We start from the raw sequence: 14,284 nt of genomic DNA on the forward strand, positions 1-14,284 counted from the left end.
GTTCAGCTCGGCAGGTCGAGAACCCGCAGCGCGTTCTCGCGCAGGAACTTCGGCCACACCTCGTCCTTCAGGCCCAGCTTCGGAAGCTCGGCGAAGATCCGCTCGAGCTCGAGCCCGTACGGGTAGTAGCCGGCGTAGAGGATCTTGTCGGCGCCCCGCGTGTTCGCGTAGTCGATGATCGCCTGCGGGTAGTACTTGGGGGCGAACGCGCTGGTCGAGTAGTACAGGTTCTCCCACTTGAGCATCAGCTTGATCGTCAGGTCGACCCACGGTTCGCAGCAGTGCCGGAACACGAACTTCAGCTCGGGGAAGTACCAGCACACCTCGTCGACGTGCCCGGGATACTGGCTGTCCATCGGCACGCGGGGCCCGGGCACCCCGCCGTTCACGAAGATGGGCAGATCCAGTTCCACGCACTTGGCGTAGATGGGGAATGCCTTCTTGTCGTTGATCGGCACCGGCGGAAAGACGCCGGCGGGCATGAACTGCGCCGCGACGACGCCGATCTCCTCGACCGCGCGTTGCAGGCCGCGAACCGCCTCCATGCCGCGATTGGGGTCGACCATCAGGCTGCCGCTGAGCCGGTCCGGGTGCTCGCGAACCGCGGCCACCACGAACTCGTCGGACGGATCGATCGACACCAGCCCGCGTTCGATGCCGAACCGGTCCATCTCGGTGAGCAGTGCTCCAGCACTGTCGGCGGTACGCGGCACGTTCGGCGTCTCGTGATACATGTACTCGGCAGGGTGCCGGAACGCCTTACTGCCCTCGTCGTGCAGCATCGGCTTGAACGCCTCGTACCAGCCGCGCCGGTCGGCGTTCGGCAGCCCGATCAGCGTGTCGACGACTCCGATACCGCTCGGCATTCCCATGGCCCGGAGCCTAGCAAGCGTTTGATTGGCTGACCAGACTTGCTGACGAGTCGTCAGCCCGCCGGCTCCACCGCGACCTTGAGCGAACCGCGGGCGGGATCGCGCGCCAGTTCGAAGGCCTCGCCGATCCGCTCGAGCGGGAAGCGGTGCGACACGAGCCGCTTCGCCGGTTCGGGGTCGGAGAGGATCAGCTGCACGGCGGTGTGCATCGAGCTGAGCCCGGGCTCGAACTGCGCGCCCCAGGCCATCTCGACCGTCGGGCGCCGCCGGAACACCTCCGCTAGCGGGAACGTCGAAAGCCCCGGATGCTCCTCCAGCCCGAACAGCCCGATGCGTCCGTCGAGCCGGACCATCCGCATCGCCTGGTGCCGGGTGACGTCACGCCCGGCCGCCTCGATCACCAGCTCAATGCCGACGCCGGCGGTAAGTTCCAGCGCTGCGGCGAGCGCATCCTCGTCGGGCGCCCGCACGACCGAGGTGGCGCCGAACTCGCTCGCCGCGGCCAACCGGACCGGCGAGGTGTCGCTGGCCAGGATGGGCGCAAACCCCGCTCGGCGCAGGAGTTGGACGAAGGCCAGGCCGGCCGGCCCGCACCCCAGGACAGCTGCCGAGCGCCCGGTGCCGGCGCCGAGCGAGCTCGGCCAGAAGCGTTTGAGCGCGAAGATGGCCGTACCGAGTTGCTGCGCGGTGACCATGGTGTGCGCCGCGCAGGTCGCCGGTAGCGGGACGACAGACTCGGCTGGCAGCACCTGCAACTGCGCGAAGCAGCGGGCCGTGGCAGCCGGCGGGGCGCACAAGACGCGGGCGCCCGGAGCGAGCGCGTCAGTGCGGCTGGACAGCACTGTCCCGACCGCCTCGTGGCCCGGCGCGCCGGGTGCGAGCGCACCCTGGGCCTCGCCTGCCGCATGCAGGTCCGAACCGCAGATCGCGGCCACGTGCGTGCCGATCAGCACCTGGCCCGGCCCAGGGACGGGATCGGGGACCTCGTCTACCACCCAGCGGTGCGGACCGACGAGGACGGCGGCCTTCACCGCTTCGCGACAATCAGGTCACGTAGCACCCGGCGTTGGACCTGTCCGGTCGCTGTGGTTCGCGGGATCTGCGCGACACTCGCGACCAGCCGCGGCTGTTTGAATCGTGCGAGCCTGCCATCCAGGTGGGCAGCTACCAACGTCAGGTCGGGCACCGGTGCGTCCGGCTCCGGGACGAACACGGCGCAGACGAGCTCACCCCACCGCTCGTCCGGCACGCCGATGACGGCCAGGTCCGCGACACCCGGGAGCCCGCGCAGCGCCTGCTCCACCTCGACCGGCCAGACGGACTCGCCGCCGGTACGGATCAGCTCCTTGGTCCGCCCGGTCAGGTACAGGAAGCCCTCGTCGTCGAAGTGCCCGACGTCACCGGAGTGATAGACGCCGTCACGCAGGGCGAGCGCGGTCTCCTCGGGCAGCCGCAGGTAGCCATCCATCGTCGTCGGCGACGACGCGCACACCTCACCGGTGTTCGGATCGGTCCAGAGCACGCCCGGCGTCGCGGGCTGCCCGACGCTGCCGGGATGCGTGGCGATATCGGCGTCGCGCAGCGCGGCCATGCGCCCGACCTCGGTCGAACCGTAGAGCACCGTGGTCCTCGTCTGGGGCAGGAACTGCTTGATCCGTGCGAGCAGCTCGGCAGATGTGTGCGACGTCCCGGTGTCTGCGTGCGCGAGCGAGCGCGGGCCGGTTCCGGCGCCCGAGGCGAGGATGCGCTCCCACACGGCCGGGATCGCGTAGAGCGCCGACGCCTGCCAGCGGGTCACCGCTCCGAGCACCTCATCGGCGGTTGCGCGGCGGACCAGGTGGATCGGCTTGCGGTTCTGCCACGCCTCTAGCACGTAGTGCCAGCCGCCGTAGTGGTACAGCGGGAAGGCGGTGACCACGCCGCCACCGCCGCGGACGCCGCGGCTGAAGGTGCCGCCCCCGGGCGCCGCACGCAACCAACTGGCCCGATGGCTTACCAGCGCGCCCTTCGGCCTGCCGGTGCTGCCGCTGGTCAGGTACACGATGTGCGGGTCGCGGTCATCGACCGCAATCGCGGGTGCGGCCGGCGAGCCCGCGTCCGCGAGCGCATCGAAGTCGAGCCCGGGCAGCGCGGCAGTACCCGGCAGATCGGCCGCACCCGAGATCGCGAGCGGCACGCCGAGTTCCGCGCAGATCGCCGCGGCCGCCTCGGCATGCGCCAGATCGCAGACGAATAGCCGTGGCTGCAAGTAGGAGGTGATTCGCGCGATCTCGCCGGCCGGGAGCAGCGGGTTCAGCGGGGCGAACAGCGCGCCGGCTCGTGCCGCGCCGACGCAGACGTCGAGGCTGCGCAGTGCCGGATCGGACCACCACACGACGACGTCCTGCCGGCCGATCCCTGCAGCCTGCAATGCATGTGCCACCCGGTTCGCCGCGGCGTCCAGTTGGGCGAAGGTCAGCGTTCGTTCGCCGAGCGTGGCGGCCGGACGGTGCGGTTGCGCCCGTACGCAAGCATCGACGATCTGTCCGATGGTGAGCGTCACGAGCCCACCTGCACCTGGGCGGGATTGATCGCGCCGAACCGCTCCTTGTCACAGGTGATCTCGAGCGCCTCCTGGACCGCCTCGAGTCCGCTGAGCCGGTGGGTGATCAGCGCGCCGACGTCCACCTGCCCACGGGCTATCAGACCCAGGGAGTGCTCGAACACGCTGGTGTGCTGTGCGTAGTAGCCCGCGCCGGAGCGCGGATGGACGAGGGTGATGGCCTTCTCGCGCATCGTCCCGGCAGGCAGTTCCGCGCGCGTCGGCAGAACCGAGACGATCGCCACCCTGCCCCCGCGCCGCGCCGCTTGCACCGCCGCATCGACGGTCTCGGTGCCGGCGAGGCCGACGGATCGGCTACCGCCCGCGGTCTCGACGACGACGTCGAAGCCCGCGCCGCCGGTGAACTCGGCGACCGCTCGGGTCAGTTCCTCGCCCGCGCCGACAGCGTCGTCGGCACCGAAACGTCGCGCCAGCTCCCGCTTGCGCTCGCTGCGGGTGCTCACCAGCACCCCTCCGGCGTTGCCGTGCCGGGCGACCGCGACCGCGAGCAGCCCCATCACCCCGCCACCGATCACCAGGATCGACTCGCCGGGTCGCACGGCAAGGGCCGCATGCGCGTGCACCGCCCCGGCAAGGGGCTGCACCGCCGCCGCCTCGCTGAAGCCGACCTCGCTCGGCAGCGGCACCACCGCGGTGGCCGGCACACAGACCCGTTCGGCCAGCGCACCAGGACGGGTGAAGCCGATGACGCCGGGCGTGAGGCAGCCGTCGCCGCGGCCGCGCGCGCACGACACGCAGTGCCCGCAAGGGAGCGTCTCGACCGCTGTCACCCGCTGACCCACGCGAACGCCCGTCACCGCCGCACCGACCGCGCTGACCACGCCGGCGAACTCGTGGCCGCCGAACTGCACCGGGCCGCGCCGCAGCCGATCGGCGAGCTGGTCGTGCAGCGCGACGTCGTCGCCTGCGATGAGCATGCACTCGGTCACGCTCAGCTGCACGCACCGCACATCGATCACCGCGTCGTGCGGCCCGCACTCCGGCTCGGGCACGTCGCCGAGGCGGAGCTCGCCGAAGTCATGAAGCAGAACGGCCCTCATAGCGGCGAAGTCCTCCGAGCGGTGATGGGGGCGGGAGAGGGGCAGCCTAAGAGGCCGGACGGCTCGAAAGCAACGGCTTGCGCACAACGGATCGGTCCGCTAATTTCTGATTCTTGATTTTAGATCTAAAATCTACGGAGGTTGTGTGGAGCGCCAGGTCATCGTCTCGGGCATCGGCGGTCAGGGCATTCAACTGATCTGCAAGGCCCTCGCCCTGGCAGCCACGCGCAGCGGCTCGTACGCCATGCTGGCGGCGGAGTACGGCGGTGAGATGCGCGGCGGCCCGACCCAGGCGAGTGTCGTCGTCGGTGACGCCCCACTGCGCGCCCTGCCGATCCTGCCTTCGACCGAGTCGGTGATCCTGATGCACCACAAGCACTCCGAGCACGCTCGCGGCAGGCTCGTCCCAGGCGGCCTCGCGCTGATCAACACCTCGATAGTCGACGCCGCGTTGCTGGGACCGGACGTGACCGTCGCCGGCCTTGCCGTGACCGACCTCGCCCGCGAGATCGGGGCACCGCAGGCCGCCGGCTTCGTGCTGATGGGTGCGTTTCTCACGCTGCGCCCGCTGGCCGAACCGGATGCGCTGACCGAGGCGATGCGTGAGCTGCTCCCGCCGTACCGGGCGCAGCACGCCGAGCTGAACGCGCGGGCGATCGAGCTCGGCGCCGCACGGATGCGTGCGCAGGCAGGGGCGGTGGCGTGAGATGACCGCGACCCAGGCGCCACGGCTGCAGTTGCTCGACGGCGGCGCGGCGATCACCGCATCCGCGCTGGCCGCCGGTTGCCGGTTCTTCGCCGGTTACCCCATGTCACCGTTCACCGGGCTGCTGGAGAGCATGTCGCGCGAGCTGCCCGAGGTCGGCGGGGTGTGCATGAACGCCGAGAGCGAGATCGAGGCGGTGAACATGGCTCTCGGTGCCTCGGCGGCCGGAACGCGTGCCGCGACCGGCTCGTGCGGGCAGGGCATCGCCCTGATGCAGGAGGCGGTCGCCGAGATGGCGCTCAACGAGACGCCGATGGTGCTGTTCAACATGGCCCGCAACCAGCAGGACTACTTCCAGTGCACCCGGGGCGGGGGCTGGGGCGACTACCGGACGATCACGCTGGCGCCCAAGGACGTGCCGGAGGCGGTCGAGCACACCCAGTTGCTCTTCCACCTCGCCGAGAAGTACCGCGCGCCGGTGATCATGTACGGCGATCCGATCCTCGCGCAGACCCAGGTCGGGGTGGAGATCCGTGAGCTCGACTTCGGGCCCCTCCCGCCGAAGGACTGGGCGCTGGACGGCTCGACGGGCGGGTCCGGTCGTTCGCGGCAGATCTGGACGTGGGCGATGGGTAAGACCACCGACCCCGGCCTCGGTCCCGACGGGCAGTGGCGCATGATCGCGGAGAAGTTCGCGGCCATCGAGGCCGTGGAGCAGCGTTCCGAGAGTTACCTGGTCGAGGACGCCGAGACCGTCGTGGTCGCCTTCGGCACGGCTGCCCTTTTCGCGGCGCACGTGGTCGACGAACTGCGCGCACAGGGCCATCTGGTAGGGCTCTTCCGGCCGATCACCCTTTGGCCGTTCCCTGCCACGGCGCTCGAGGCGGCGACTCGCTCGGCGCGCCGCGTCCTCGTCTTCGAACTCAACGCCGGGCAGATGCTCGACGACGTCCGCCAGTACGTGTACGACCGGGATACCGTCAGGTTCATCGGTGGAGTCAGCATCCACGATTCCGGGATGTCGTTCGGTCCGCTGTTGGACGCCGCGCCGATCAAGGAGCGCATCCTCGCCGAACTGGATCGGCCGAGCACGCAGGAGGTCGCGCCGTGACCGAGTCCCGCATCATCGACACGACCAAGGCTCCGCCGCCACCGGCCGAGCTCGCGGCCAAAGCGCACCCGGACCTGATCCTCGGCGAGCACGGCCTGTGCCCGGGTTGCGGGGAGCCGGTCGCGCTGCGCCTGCTGCTCGAGGTGCTGCAGGAGCTTGATGTGGTGCAGCGTTCGATCGGGGTCGTCGGACACGGCTGCTACGGCAGCTTCGTGCAGATCATGGACGTCGAGGTGCTCCAGTGCCTGCACGGCCGCGCTCCGTCATGCGCCACCGGTATCAAGCGAGTGCGCCCTGACGGTGTCGTGTTCACCATGCAGGGCGACGGGGACATGGTGAACGAGGGGTTGCAGGAGGTGCTGCACACTGCCGCTCGCGGGGAGAACGTCACCTGCATCCTGTTGAACAACGGCGTGTTCGGTGACACCGGCGGCCAGCAGACCGCCACTACGGTCATCGGCCAGCGGACCAAGACCAGCCTCGACGGACGGGATCCGAAGACTCACGGCTACCCGATCCCCATCGCCGACCTCGTCGCCTCGCTCGACGGCGTCGCCTACGTGGCTCGCGGCGCGGTCTCCTCGGCGGGGTCGGTGGCGCGGACGAAGCGGCTGATCCGCACGGCGTTCGAGCATCAGCTCGCCGGCAGCGGGTTCAGTCTCGTCGAGATCCTGACGATGTGCCCGACCGGCTGGTTCGTCCCAGCGGCGGCCGGCCCGGACTACCTGACCGAGTCGCTCGAGAAGACCTACCCGCTCGGCGAGTTGCCGCTTCGGCCGATCCGATTGGAGGCCGGCCGGTGAGCGTGCCCGAGCCCAAACTGCAGCGCAAGCGGACCAGCGACGCGGTCGTCGACTACATCCTCGACGAGCTCTTCTCCGGCAAGCTGCGCGAAGGTGATCGTGTCGACCTGGACCTGCTGGCCGAGACGCTCGGCGTGAGCCGCGTGCCGGTACGCGAGGCCCTTGCGCAGCTCGAACGCGACGGGGTGGTGCGCATGCCGCATCACCGGGGCGCCTTCATCGCCGCGTTCGACGCGCGCACGATCCGCGAGGCTTTTGAGCTGTACGGGATGCTCAACGGTCTGACCAGCAGCCGCGTGGCCACCCGCCGGGACCGCGAGGTGATCGAGGTGCTCGACGCGTTGGAGAAGCGGATCGAGCGCACCCGCGACGTCGACGAGTTCGAGCTGCTCGCCCGTGAGGTCCGCCGCGTGGTCAACCTGGCCGGTGGCGGCCCGCACCTGCGAGCGCTGCTGAAGATCTTCCGTGGGCTTGTCCCTGCTGCGGCCCGGCTCGGCATGAGGGACGCGATGCCGCAGGAACGCCAGTACATCAGCGCCGAGCTCGCGGCGATCCGCCGTGGCTCGGCCGCTACCGCGGCCAAGACCGTCATCGAGCACATCCGCTACTCCGGCGAGTGCGCGATCGCCGGCCTGGTCCGGCGCGGCGTGTTCGAGGACGTCCACACCGAAGAGGTGCCCGAGCCGTCCACCGAGCTGCTGCGCGTGATCCGCGCGACGCTTGGGGGCGCGTGATCATGACCGGAGATCGGCGATCGGCTCCGCGCGGCACCGTCACCATCAGTGCCGAGCTTTGCAAGGGCTGCGAGCTGTGCATCGCGGCCTGCCCACCGGACGTGCTCGCCATGTCCACCGAGGTGAACGGCATGGGTTACCGCTACCCGGTCCTGCACGACGGCTGTACCGGCTGCACCGCCTGCCAGATGGTGTGCCCCGACTACGTCTTCGACGTCTACCGACTGCCCCGCACCACTACCCCGACTTTGTGAGGACCCATGTACCTGCGATCCAAGCGACTGCTTGCCGTGGCGGCAGCCGGACTGCTTCTCGTCTCGACCACAACGGCTTGTAGCGACAAGAACCCCGGCGGCGGGTCGTCCGACACGATCGTGATCGGCCTGGACTGCGACACCACCGGCCCCGGTGCCTCGTACGCCAAACCGTCGTGCGACGCCACGAAGGACACCATCGACCTGGTCAACAGCAAGGGCGGCGTGAACGGCAAGAAGTTCAAGGTCGTCGAGGGCAACGACGAGAGCGACCCGACCAAGACGCCTACGGTCATCCAGAAGCTGGTCAGCCAGGGCGCCAAGGCGCTGATCCTGCTGACCAGCAGCGCCGGGGCACTGCAGGCCAAGTCGCTCATCGAGCGCACCGGCATCCCGGTGTTCATGCCGGTGGCGTCGAACCCGCTGGTGACCCAGGCGCCCAACAACACGTACTTGTACGAACTGGCCGAGACGACTGCCGACTGGGCCAAGCTGCTCTGCGGCGCGTTCGAGGCCAAGGGCATCAAGACTCTCGGCTTCCTGCAGGACAACTCGCCCAGCGAGGTGCAGTTCAACCAGGGCTTCCTCAAGGCCCTGACCTGCGTCAAGGTCGACGTACAGTCGGCCCCGATCGATGCGACGGACCTCAGCGCCGAGGTTGCGCGCATCAAGTCGAAGAACCCCGACGCGGTCATGGTGGGCACCTCGGCGATCAACTTCGAGATCCTCGCGCAGAACACCTTCCACCAGCAGATGGCCGACACCCCGCGGTTCACCGAGGCGACGCTCGGCGCCGTCCCCTCGGCGTGGGCACAGGCACACAGCGGCGCCCTCAACGGTGTCGTCGGCTTCTCCGGCATCACGGCTGCCAACCCGGCCACCAAGAGCGCGGAGGCGTACTTCAAGTCCAAGCACGGTGACTCGTTCACCATGACTCAGTTCTGGGCGCAGGCCTATGACGGCGTGCAACTGCTCGCGAAGGCGTTCGAGCAGGCCGGCAGCACCGACGGCAAGAAGGTGAACGACGCCGTTCAATCGATCACCGGCCACACCGCCAGCTTCGGCTACACAGGGTTCACGCTGTCCTTCAGCAAGGACAAGCACCTCGGTGCGGACGGGCTGTGCGGCGAGGTGCTGGTCGAATGGGGACCGGACAACCAGCTCAAGGGCCCGTGGTCGGGGTATCAGCCGGACTGCACCGCGAGCTGAGCCTCCGCGATGCTGAACTCCCAGCTGTGGGTCGCCGTCATCGAGGACGGTTGCTTCTTCGGCCTGCTCGCCCTGGCGTACTTCATCAACCTGATCGGCGCGGGGTTCTTCAACTTCGCGATCGGTGCGGTAGCGATGGGTGCCGCGCTCGGCGCGAGCTGGTTGGTCGGCGACCACGACTGGGACGTCTGGCCAGCCACCGTGACGGCCGTCTTCGCGGCGATGGTGCTCGCCGCGACTATCGAACTCGCGATCGTGCGGCCGGTGCAGGCGCGGTCCGGGCGCGGCGAACTGCCCGCCCTGGTCGCGGTCGCCGCCACGTTGTTCGCGGTGGTGCAACTCGCTGGCGAGGCGTTCGGGCGCGACTCGCGCGCCGGGCACCCGGTATGGACCACAAGCCAGTTCCACGTCGGGTCCGCCGTCGTGGACCCGATCACCGTGCCGCTCCTGGCAGTGACAATCGCGCTGACCGCCGGACTGGCACTGTGGCTGAGGCGTAGCCGGGCCGGCCGCCTGGTGCGCGCCATCGGCGACAACTCCGACACCGCCCGCACGCTCGGCCTGCCCGTGGGGCGGACCCGGCTTATCGCGTTCGTCATCGGCGGGTTCATCGCGGCCGTCGCTGGGCTGCTGTTCGCCGGCAAGTCCGGAGTGAGCACCAGCAACGCACTGCAGTGGACGCTGAACGGCTTCCTCGCCCTCGTCATCGGTGGAACCGGCTCGGTGTGGGCACCGCTGTTCGGCGGGCTGCTGCTGGCGATGGGACAGATCTTCATCCCGTACTACCTGGGCGGCGCGGCGTTCTCCTACGCGCTCGTCCTCGTGGCCATGGCGTTCTTCGCGTTCCGGCCCGAGGGAATCTTCACCGCGCGGGTGCGCGTATGAGGCGTTACCTGCCGCCGCCCGACGTGTGCACGGCGATCCTCGGCGCCATCGTGCTGCTCGCCCTGACGAACTGGGCGAACGGCAACGGGTTCCGCAGCAGCCTGATGATCACCGGCTACACGTACGGGCTGATCGCGCTCGGCATGTTCGTGCCGTTCGTGCTCGCCGGTTCGCTCTCGCTCGCCTACAGTGCGCACGCGGCGATCGGCGCGTATGCGGTCGCGATCCTGTCCACCCGCGAACACTGGCCGCTGTGGACGGGCTGGCTGGTCGGCCCGCCGATCGCGGCCGCGGTGGCAGTGTTGCTCGGGCTGGCCACGCGGCGACTGTCCGGGTTCTTCCTCGGCGCGGTGACGCTGCTGTTCGCCAACGCGTTCACCCAGTTCCTGGGGCAGTCGCACTTCACCGGCGGCGCCGCTGGAATCTCCACCCTGCCGTTGCTGAGCTTCTTCGGCTGGCAGCCGTCCGTCCAGGACCAGGTGATCGCGGGGGCAGTGCTGATCGCAGTCCTCGCCTTCGCGCTGGACCGGCTGCGGCTGAGCCGCTGGGGGATCCTGGTACGGACCTCGCGGGAGGTGCCGATCGTTGTCGAGACAGGCGGTGTCTCGGTGGCGGCGCTGGAGCTGGTTGCGCTGGGAATCGGTGCAGCGATCGCCTCACTCGGCGGCGCGTTGTTCACGTCCAACATCGGCGCCGTGAACCCCGAGACGTTCAGTACGAACGTCATCTTCCTGGCGGTGTTCATGCCGATCATCGGCGGCATCGGGACGGCCTGGGGCGCGGTCCTCGGCGCCGGCGTGATCGTCGACCTCACCCTGAACGTGGATGCGCTCAGCTCGAGCGGGACGCTGCTCGTCTCGCTCGGCGTGCTCATCATCCTGATCGTGTTCCCCAAGGGCGTCCTCGGCTTCACCGAGACCGTCTCGCGGAACACGAGCCTGCTGCTGCGACGGCGCGGCGCGGTGCGCACATGACGAACCTGACGAAGGCCGGCGAGGTCCTGCTGAGCGCGACCGGCCTGCGCAAGCGGTACGGCGGCGTCGTGGCCGTCGACGACGTCACCGTCGAGGTGCGCGCGGGGGAGGTGCTCGGTCTGGTCGGCCCGAACGGTGCCGGCAAGACCACGCTGGTCGACCTGATCACCGGTGCGCAGGTGAGCGATGCCGGGACCATCAGAGTCGGCGATCGCACCCTGCCGGCCGGTGCGGCCGCCCGGGCGGCCAGCGGGCTGGCCCGCACCTTCCAGCATCCGCAGCTGGCGATGGACCTGTCCGTGCGCGACAACATCGCGCTCGGTTTCATAGCGGCCCGGCACCGCTCCGTCGCGGCCCTGATCGGCGGCGCCGTCCACGGAGTGATCCAGCCGCGGCACCGCGCTGACGACGAGCTGGTGGCGCGGCTCGCGGCCGAGGTGCACCTGAGCGATCTCGATCGGCTCGCCGGCGACCTCACTCTCGGCGAGCAGCGCCTGGTCGAGGTGGCCCGAGCCCTCGGTGCCGACCCTCGCGTCCTGCTGCTCGACGAGCCGTTCGCGGGCGCTGACGGTTCGGGTGTCGGCGGCATCAGCGAGGTGATCGCGATCCTGAAGCGCCGTGATCACGGGGTGATCCTCGTCGATCACAACGTCGACCTGGTCGCCGGGCTGGCCGACCGCGTCCTGCTACTGGATCTAGGCAGGGTGGTTTTCGAAGGGAGCCCGCGCGATTGTATGCAGAGCCAGGAGATGCAGCAGGTGTACTTCGGCACAGCCACGGCGAAGGCGCCGGCATGAAGGGACCGGGTGGACTCACGCTGCAGTCCATCGAGGTGCGCTACGGCCGCGCGGTTGCGGTCTCGGACGTCTCGATGACGGTGCCGCCGGGCAAGGTCACGGCACTCGTCGGGCCGAACGGCGCCGGCAAGAGCAGCCTGGTGCTGGCGGCATTCGGCTCGGTCCGGGCGCGCGGCCGGGTCAGCCTGGACGGTGTGGACCTGACGCGGGCCGCGGCGTCCCGGCGCGGCCGGGCCGGTGTCGCCGTCGTGCCCCAGGGGCGGCAACTGTTCCCCAAGCTGACGGTCCGTGACAACCTGCTCGTGGCCGCGGAGCAGCTGCGGCTTCCGCGGGGGGCTGTCGACGCCGCGCTCGCCCGCTTCCCCATCCTGGCGCAACGTCGCTCGAGCCTGGCGGGCGTGCTGTCCGGCGGCGAGCAGCAGATGTTGGCGGTAACACGTGCGCTGATGGGCCGGCCCAGGGTGCTGCTGCTCGACGAACTGGCGACCGGACTGGCCCCGAAGATCGTGCAGATGCTGGCGACAACCGTTCAGGACTTGGCGGCCGGTGGCATGGCGATCCTGCTCGCGGCTCCGGAGCTGACCGTTCTCGGGCACGCGGTAGACCGAGGTTACGTGCTGGTTCGCGGCTCGGTCACGGCCACGGTCGAAAACGGGTTCGGGCCGCTGCAAGCGCGTTACGAGCAGGCCCTCGGCATACAGCGCAGCGGTTCGGCAGCAGAACCGGCGCGGTTGGAACAGGGGCTGCCCGGGTAGCACCGAGGCAGGAACGCCGCCCGCCCGACGACGAAGGACCCCGTGACCGTAGACACTCCTGCCCAGATGCCCCGGGCCGGCTGGCTGGCGATCGGCAAGCGCGCCGTCCGCCAGGTCAAGCACGACGATGTGACCGACCGGGCCGCGGCACTGACCTATTTCGGCGTCCTCGCGATCTTCCCCGGCATCCTGGTCCTCGTCTCGATCATGGGCCTGCTCGGCAAGGACAAGGCGCAGCAGGTGCTCGACAACCTCGGCAAGATCGCGCCCGGCGGGGTCAACAGCTTCCTGCGCACCGTGATCGAGCAGGTGCAGGGCAGGTCCGGGGCCGCGGGCCTCGCGGCAGTGGTCGGCATCGTGCTCGCACTGTGGTCCGCGTCCGGGTACGTCGCCGCGTTCATGCGGGCGTCCAACGCGATCTACGAGGTCGACGAGGGCCGGCCGATCTGGAAGACCGCGCCGATCCGGCTCGGCATGACGCTTGCGCTGGTGATCATGCTGGTGGCCAGCGTGGTCATCATCGTGGTGACCGGCTCGGTGGCCAGCCAGGTCGGCAGCGCGCTGGGCATCGGCGGCGCGGCCGTGCTGACCTGGAACATCCTCAAGTGGCCGGTGCTGCTCGTGATCGTCGCGCTGATGATCTCGCTGCTCTACAAGGCGAGCCCCAACGTGCGGCAGCCGAAGTTCCGCTGGATCACCCCTGGCGGGGCACTCGCGGTGCTCAGCTGGCTTGTCGCCTCCGGGCTGTTCGCCCTGTACGTCTCCTTCTCCGGCTCCTACAACAAGACCTACGGGACGCTCGCCACCGTCATCGTCTTCCTGGTCTGGCTGTGGATCTCCAACATCGCGATCCTGCTCGGCCTGGAGTTCGACGCGGAAACCCAGCGCGAGCGGGCCATCCGCGCCGGCATGCCGCCGGACCTCGAGCCGTTCGTCGACGTGCGCGACACCCGCAAGCTCGACGACGCGGAGAAGTTGCGGGTCGAGGAGGCGAGCCGGCTGCGGTCAGGTGAGTGAACGCGCGGCGCCGGCATGGCACGCTGGAGGCATGACGAACCCGCGTGGCTTTCCTGGCCCGTCGCTCAGCCTGAACTATCCGATGTCGCTCGGCGTGTACGACGACTACGTCCAGGCCCAGCGCGTGGTCGATCACCTGTCGGACAACGGCTTCCCGGTCGAGAACGTCGCGATCGTCGGCACCGAGCTCAAATCGGTCGAGCGCGTGACCGGCCGGCTCACCCGCGGCAAGCTCGCCGCGGCCGGTGCGGCGTCCGGCTTCTGGATCGGGCTGTTCGTCGGCATCGCCTTCGCACTGTTCAGTGCGGACGGGCAGGTCGGGTTCCTGATCACGACGCCGCTGCTGGGCGCGCTGTTCGGGCTGATCTGGAGCCAGCTCGGCTTCACCGCGGCCACCCGCGGCGGGACGCGCGATTTCACCTCGGTAACCCAGGTGATCGCGACCAAGTACGAGGTGCTCGTCGAGCACAAGTTCGCCGAGCAGGCCCGCGAGCTGATCACCACGATCAAGCCGCTCTGACCCGT

16 protein-coding genes are annotated in these 14,284 nt (G+C 69.6%); 12 read left to right on the forward strand and 4 right to left on the reverse strand.

From position 1 onward, the window contains the following. Nucleotides 1-2: 2 nt before the first annotated feature. The 4 genes from M6B22_RS17500 to M6B22_RS17515 are packed head-to-tail and all read right to left on the reverse strand — an operon-like array spanning nt 3 to nt 4,514. Nucleotides 3-872, reverse strand: coding sequence for an amidohydrolase family protein (locus M6B22_RS17500; protein ID WP_269442857.1), 870 nt, complete (start codon nt 870-872; stop codon nt 3-5). A gap of 53 nt (nt 873-925) precedes the next feature. Then, nucleotides 926-1,903 carry a zinc-dependent alcohol dehydrogenase gene (locus M6B22_RS17505; protein ID WP_269442858.1) on the reverse strand — a complete coding sequence of 326 codons (978 nt, stop codon included), beginning with the start codon at nt 1,901-1,903 and terminating at the stop codon, nt 926-928. Then, nucleotides 1,900-3,414: a class I adenylate-forming enzyme family protein gene (locus M6B22_RS17510; protein WP_269442859.1), complete on the reverse strand. Its 1,515-nt coding sequence runs from the start codon at nt 3,412-3,414 to the stop codon at nt 1,900-1,902. Before M6B22_RS17510 ends, M6B22_RS17505 begins: the two co-directional genes overlap by 4 nt. Then, on the reverse strand, nt 3,411-4,514 hold the full coding sequence (locus M6B22_RS17515) for a zinc-dependent alcohol dehydrogenase (RefSeq protein ID WP_269442860.1): 1,104 nt from the start codon (nt 4,512-4,514) through the stop codon (nt 3,411-3,413). Before M6B22_RS17515 ends, M6B22_RS17510 begins: the two co-directional genes overlap by 4 nt. A 145-nt stretch (nt 4,515-4,659) precedes the next feature. Here M6B22_RS17515 and M6B22_RS17520 point away from each other — a divergent pair, with 145 nt between their 5' ends. The 12 genes from M6B22_RS17520 to M6B22_RS17575 are packed head-to-tail and all read left to right on the forward strand — an operon-like array spanning nt 4,660 to nt 14,279. Continuing rightward, the gene (locus tag M6B22_RS17520; protein ID WP_269442861.1) at nt 4,660-5,220 is read left to right on the forward strand and encodes a 2-oxoacid:acceptor oxidoreductase family protein; all 561 of its coding nucleotides are present in this window, start codon (nt 4,660-4,662) and stop codon (nt 5,218-5,220) included. 1 nt (nt 5,221) lies between these two features. Beyond that, a complete protein-coding gene (locus M6B22_RS17525) occupies nt 5,222-6,331 on the forward strand; it encodes a hypothetical protein (RefSeq protein WP_269442862.1) in 1,110 nt (369 codons plus the stop codon). Further along, nucleotides 6,328-7,134 (forward strand): thiamine pyrophosphate-dependent enzyme, encoded by an 807-nt coding sequence (locus M6B22_RS17530; RefSeq protein ID WP_269442863.1) that lies wholly within the window; start codon nt 6,328-6,330, stop codon nt 7,132-7,134. Before M6B22_RS17525 ends, M6B22_RS17530 begins: the two co-directional genes overlap by 4 nt. Next, complete coding sequence (locus M6B22_RS17535) at nt 7,131-7,868, forward strand: GntR family transcriptional regulator (protein ID WP_269442864.1); 738 nt, start codon at nt 7,131-7,133, stop codon at nt 7,866-7,868. The genes M6B22_RS17530 and M6B22_RS17535 overlap by 4 nt, the downstream gene beginning before the upstream one ends. Before the next feature lie 2 nt (nt 7,869-7,870). Next, on the forward strand, nt 7,871-8,122 hold the full coding sequence (locus M6B22_RS17540) for a 4Fe-4S dicluster domain-containing protein (protein WP_269442865.1): 252 nt from the start codon (nt 7,871-7,873) through the stop codon (nt 8,120-8,122). Nucleotides 8,123-8,128: 6 nt separating this feature from the next. Beyond that, nucleotides 8,129-9,331: an ABC transporter substrate-binding protein gene (locus M6B22_RS17545; protein WP_269442866.1), complete on the forward strand. Its 1,203-nt coding sequence runs from the start codon at nt 8,129-8,131 to the stop codon at nt 9,329-9,331. Nucleotides 9,332-9,340: 9 nt separating this feature from the next. After that, on the forward strand, nt 9,341-10,216 hold the full coding sequence (locus tag M6B22_RS17550; protein WP_269442867.1) for a branched-chain amino acid ABC transporter permease: 876 nt from the start codon (nt 9,341-9,343) through the stop codon (nt 10,214-10,216). Next, a complete protein-coding gene (locus M6B22_RS17555) occupies nt 10,213-11,190 on the forward strand; it encodes a branched-chain amino acid ABC transporter permease (protein ID WP_269442868.1) in 978 nt (325 codons plus the stop codon). Before M6B22_RS17550 ends, M6B22_RS17555 begins: the two co-directional genes overlap by 4 nt. Further along, nucleotides 11,187-11,987, forward strand: coding sequence for an ABC transporter ATP-binding protein (locus M6B22_RS17560; protein ID WP_269442869.1), 801 nt, complete (start codon nt 11,187-11,189; stop codon nt 11,985-11,987). The genes M6B22_RS17555 and M6B22_RS17560 overlap by 4 nt, the downstream gene beginning before the upstream one ends. After that, nucleotides 11,984-12,742 carry an ATP-binding cassette domain-containing protein gene (locus tag M6B22_RS17565; RefSeq protein WP_269442870.1) on the forward strand — a complete coding sequence of 253 codons (759 nt, stop codon included), beginning with the start codon at nt 11,984-11,986 and terminating at the stop codon, nt 12,740-12,742. The genes M6B22_RS17560 and M6B22_RS17565 overlap by 4 nt, the downstream gene beginning before the upstream one ends. A gap of 42 nt (nt 12,743-12,784) precedes the next feature. Then, a complete protein-coding gene (locus tag M6B22_RS17570) occupies nt 12,785-13,759 on the forward strand; it encodes a YihY/virulence factor BrkB family protein (protein WP_269442871.1) in 975 nt (324 codons plus the stop codon). Between the two features lie 31 nt (nt 13,760-13,790). Beyond that, nucleotides 13,791-14,279 carry a general stress protein gene (locus M6B22_RS17575; RefSeq protein WP_269442872.1) on the forward strand — a complete coding sequence of 163 codons (489 nt, stop codon included), beginning with the start codon at nt 13,791-13,793 and terminating at the stop codon, nt 14,277-14,279. Nucleotides 14,280-14,284: the final 5 nt, after the last annotated feature.

Origin of the sequence: Jatrophihabitans cynanchi (genome assembly GCF_027247405.1) — a bacterium.
GTDB lineage: Bacteria > Actinomycetota > Actinomycetes > Mycobacteriales > Jatrophihabitantaceae > Jatrophihabitans_B > Jatrophihabitans_B cynanchi.

Bases quoted from the DNA above. Each gene is read 5' to 3' on its own strand.
- M6B22_RS17525 (WP_269442862.1), top strand. From the start codon at position 5,222: ATGACCGCGACCCAGGCGCCACGGCTGCAGTTGCTCGACGGCGGCGCG.
- M6B22_RS17515 (WP_269442860.1), bottom strand. From the start codon at position 4,514: ATGAGGGCCGTTCTGCTTCATGACTTCGGCGAGCTCCGCCTCGGCGAC.
- M6B22_RS17500 (WP_269442857.1), bottom strand. From the start codon at position 872: ATGGGAATGCCGAGCGGTATCGGAGTCGTCGACACGCTGATCGGGCTG.
- M6B22_RS17540 (WP_269442865.1), top strand. From the start codon at position 7,871: ATGACCGGAGATCGGCGATCGGCTCCGCGCGGCACCGTCACCATCAGT.
- M6B22_RS17575 (WP_269442872.1), top strand. From the start codon at position 13,791: ATGACGAACCCGCGTGGCTTTCCTGGCCCGTCGCTCAGCCTGAACTAT.
- M6B22_RS17555 (WP_269442868.1), top strand. From the start codon at position 10,213: ATGAGGCGTTACCTGCCGCCGCCCGACGTGTGCACGGCGATCCTCGGC.
- M6B22_RS17545 (WP_269442866.1), top strand. From the start codon at position 8,129: ATGTACCTGCGATCCAAGCGACTGCTTGCCGTGGCGGCAGCCGGACTG.
- M6B22_RS17560 (WP_269442869.1), top strand. From the start codon at position 11,187: ATGACGAACCTGACGAAGGCCGGCGAGGTCCTGCTGAGCGCGACCGGC.
- M6B22_RS17550 (WP_269442867.1), top strand. From the start codon at position 9,341: ATGCTGAACTCCCAGCTGTGGGTCGCCGTCATCGAGGACGGTTGCTTC.
- M6B22_RS17565 (WP_269442870.1), top strand. From the start codon at position 11,984: ATGAAGGGACCGGGTGGACTCACGCTGCAGTCCATCGAGGTGCGCTAC.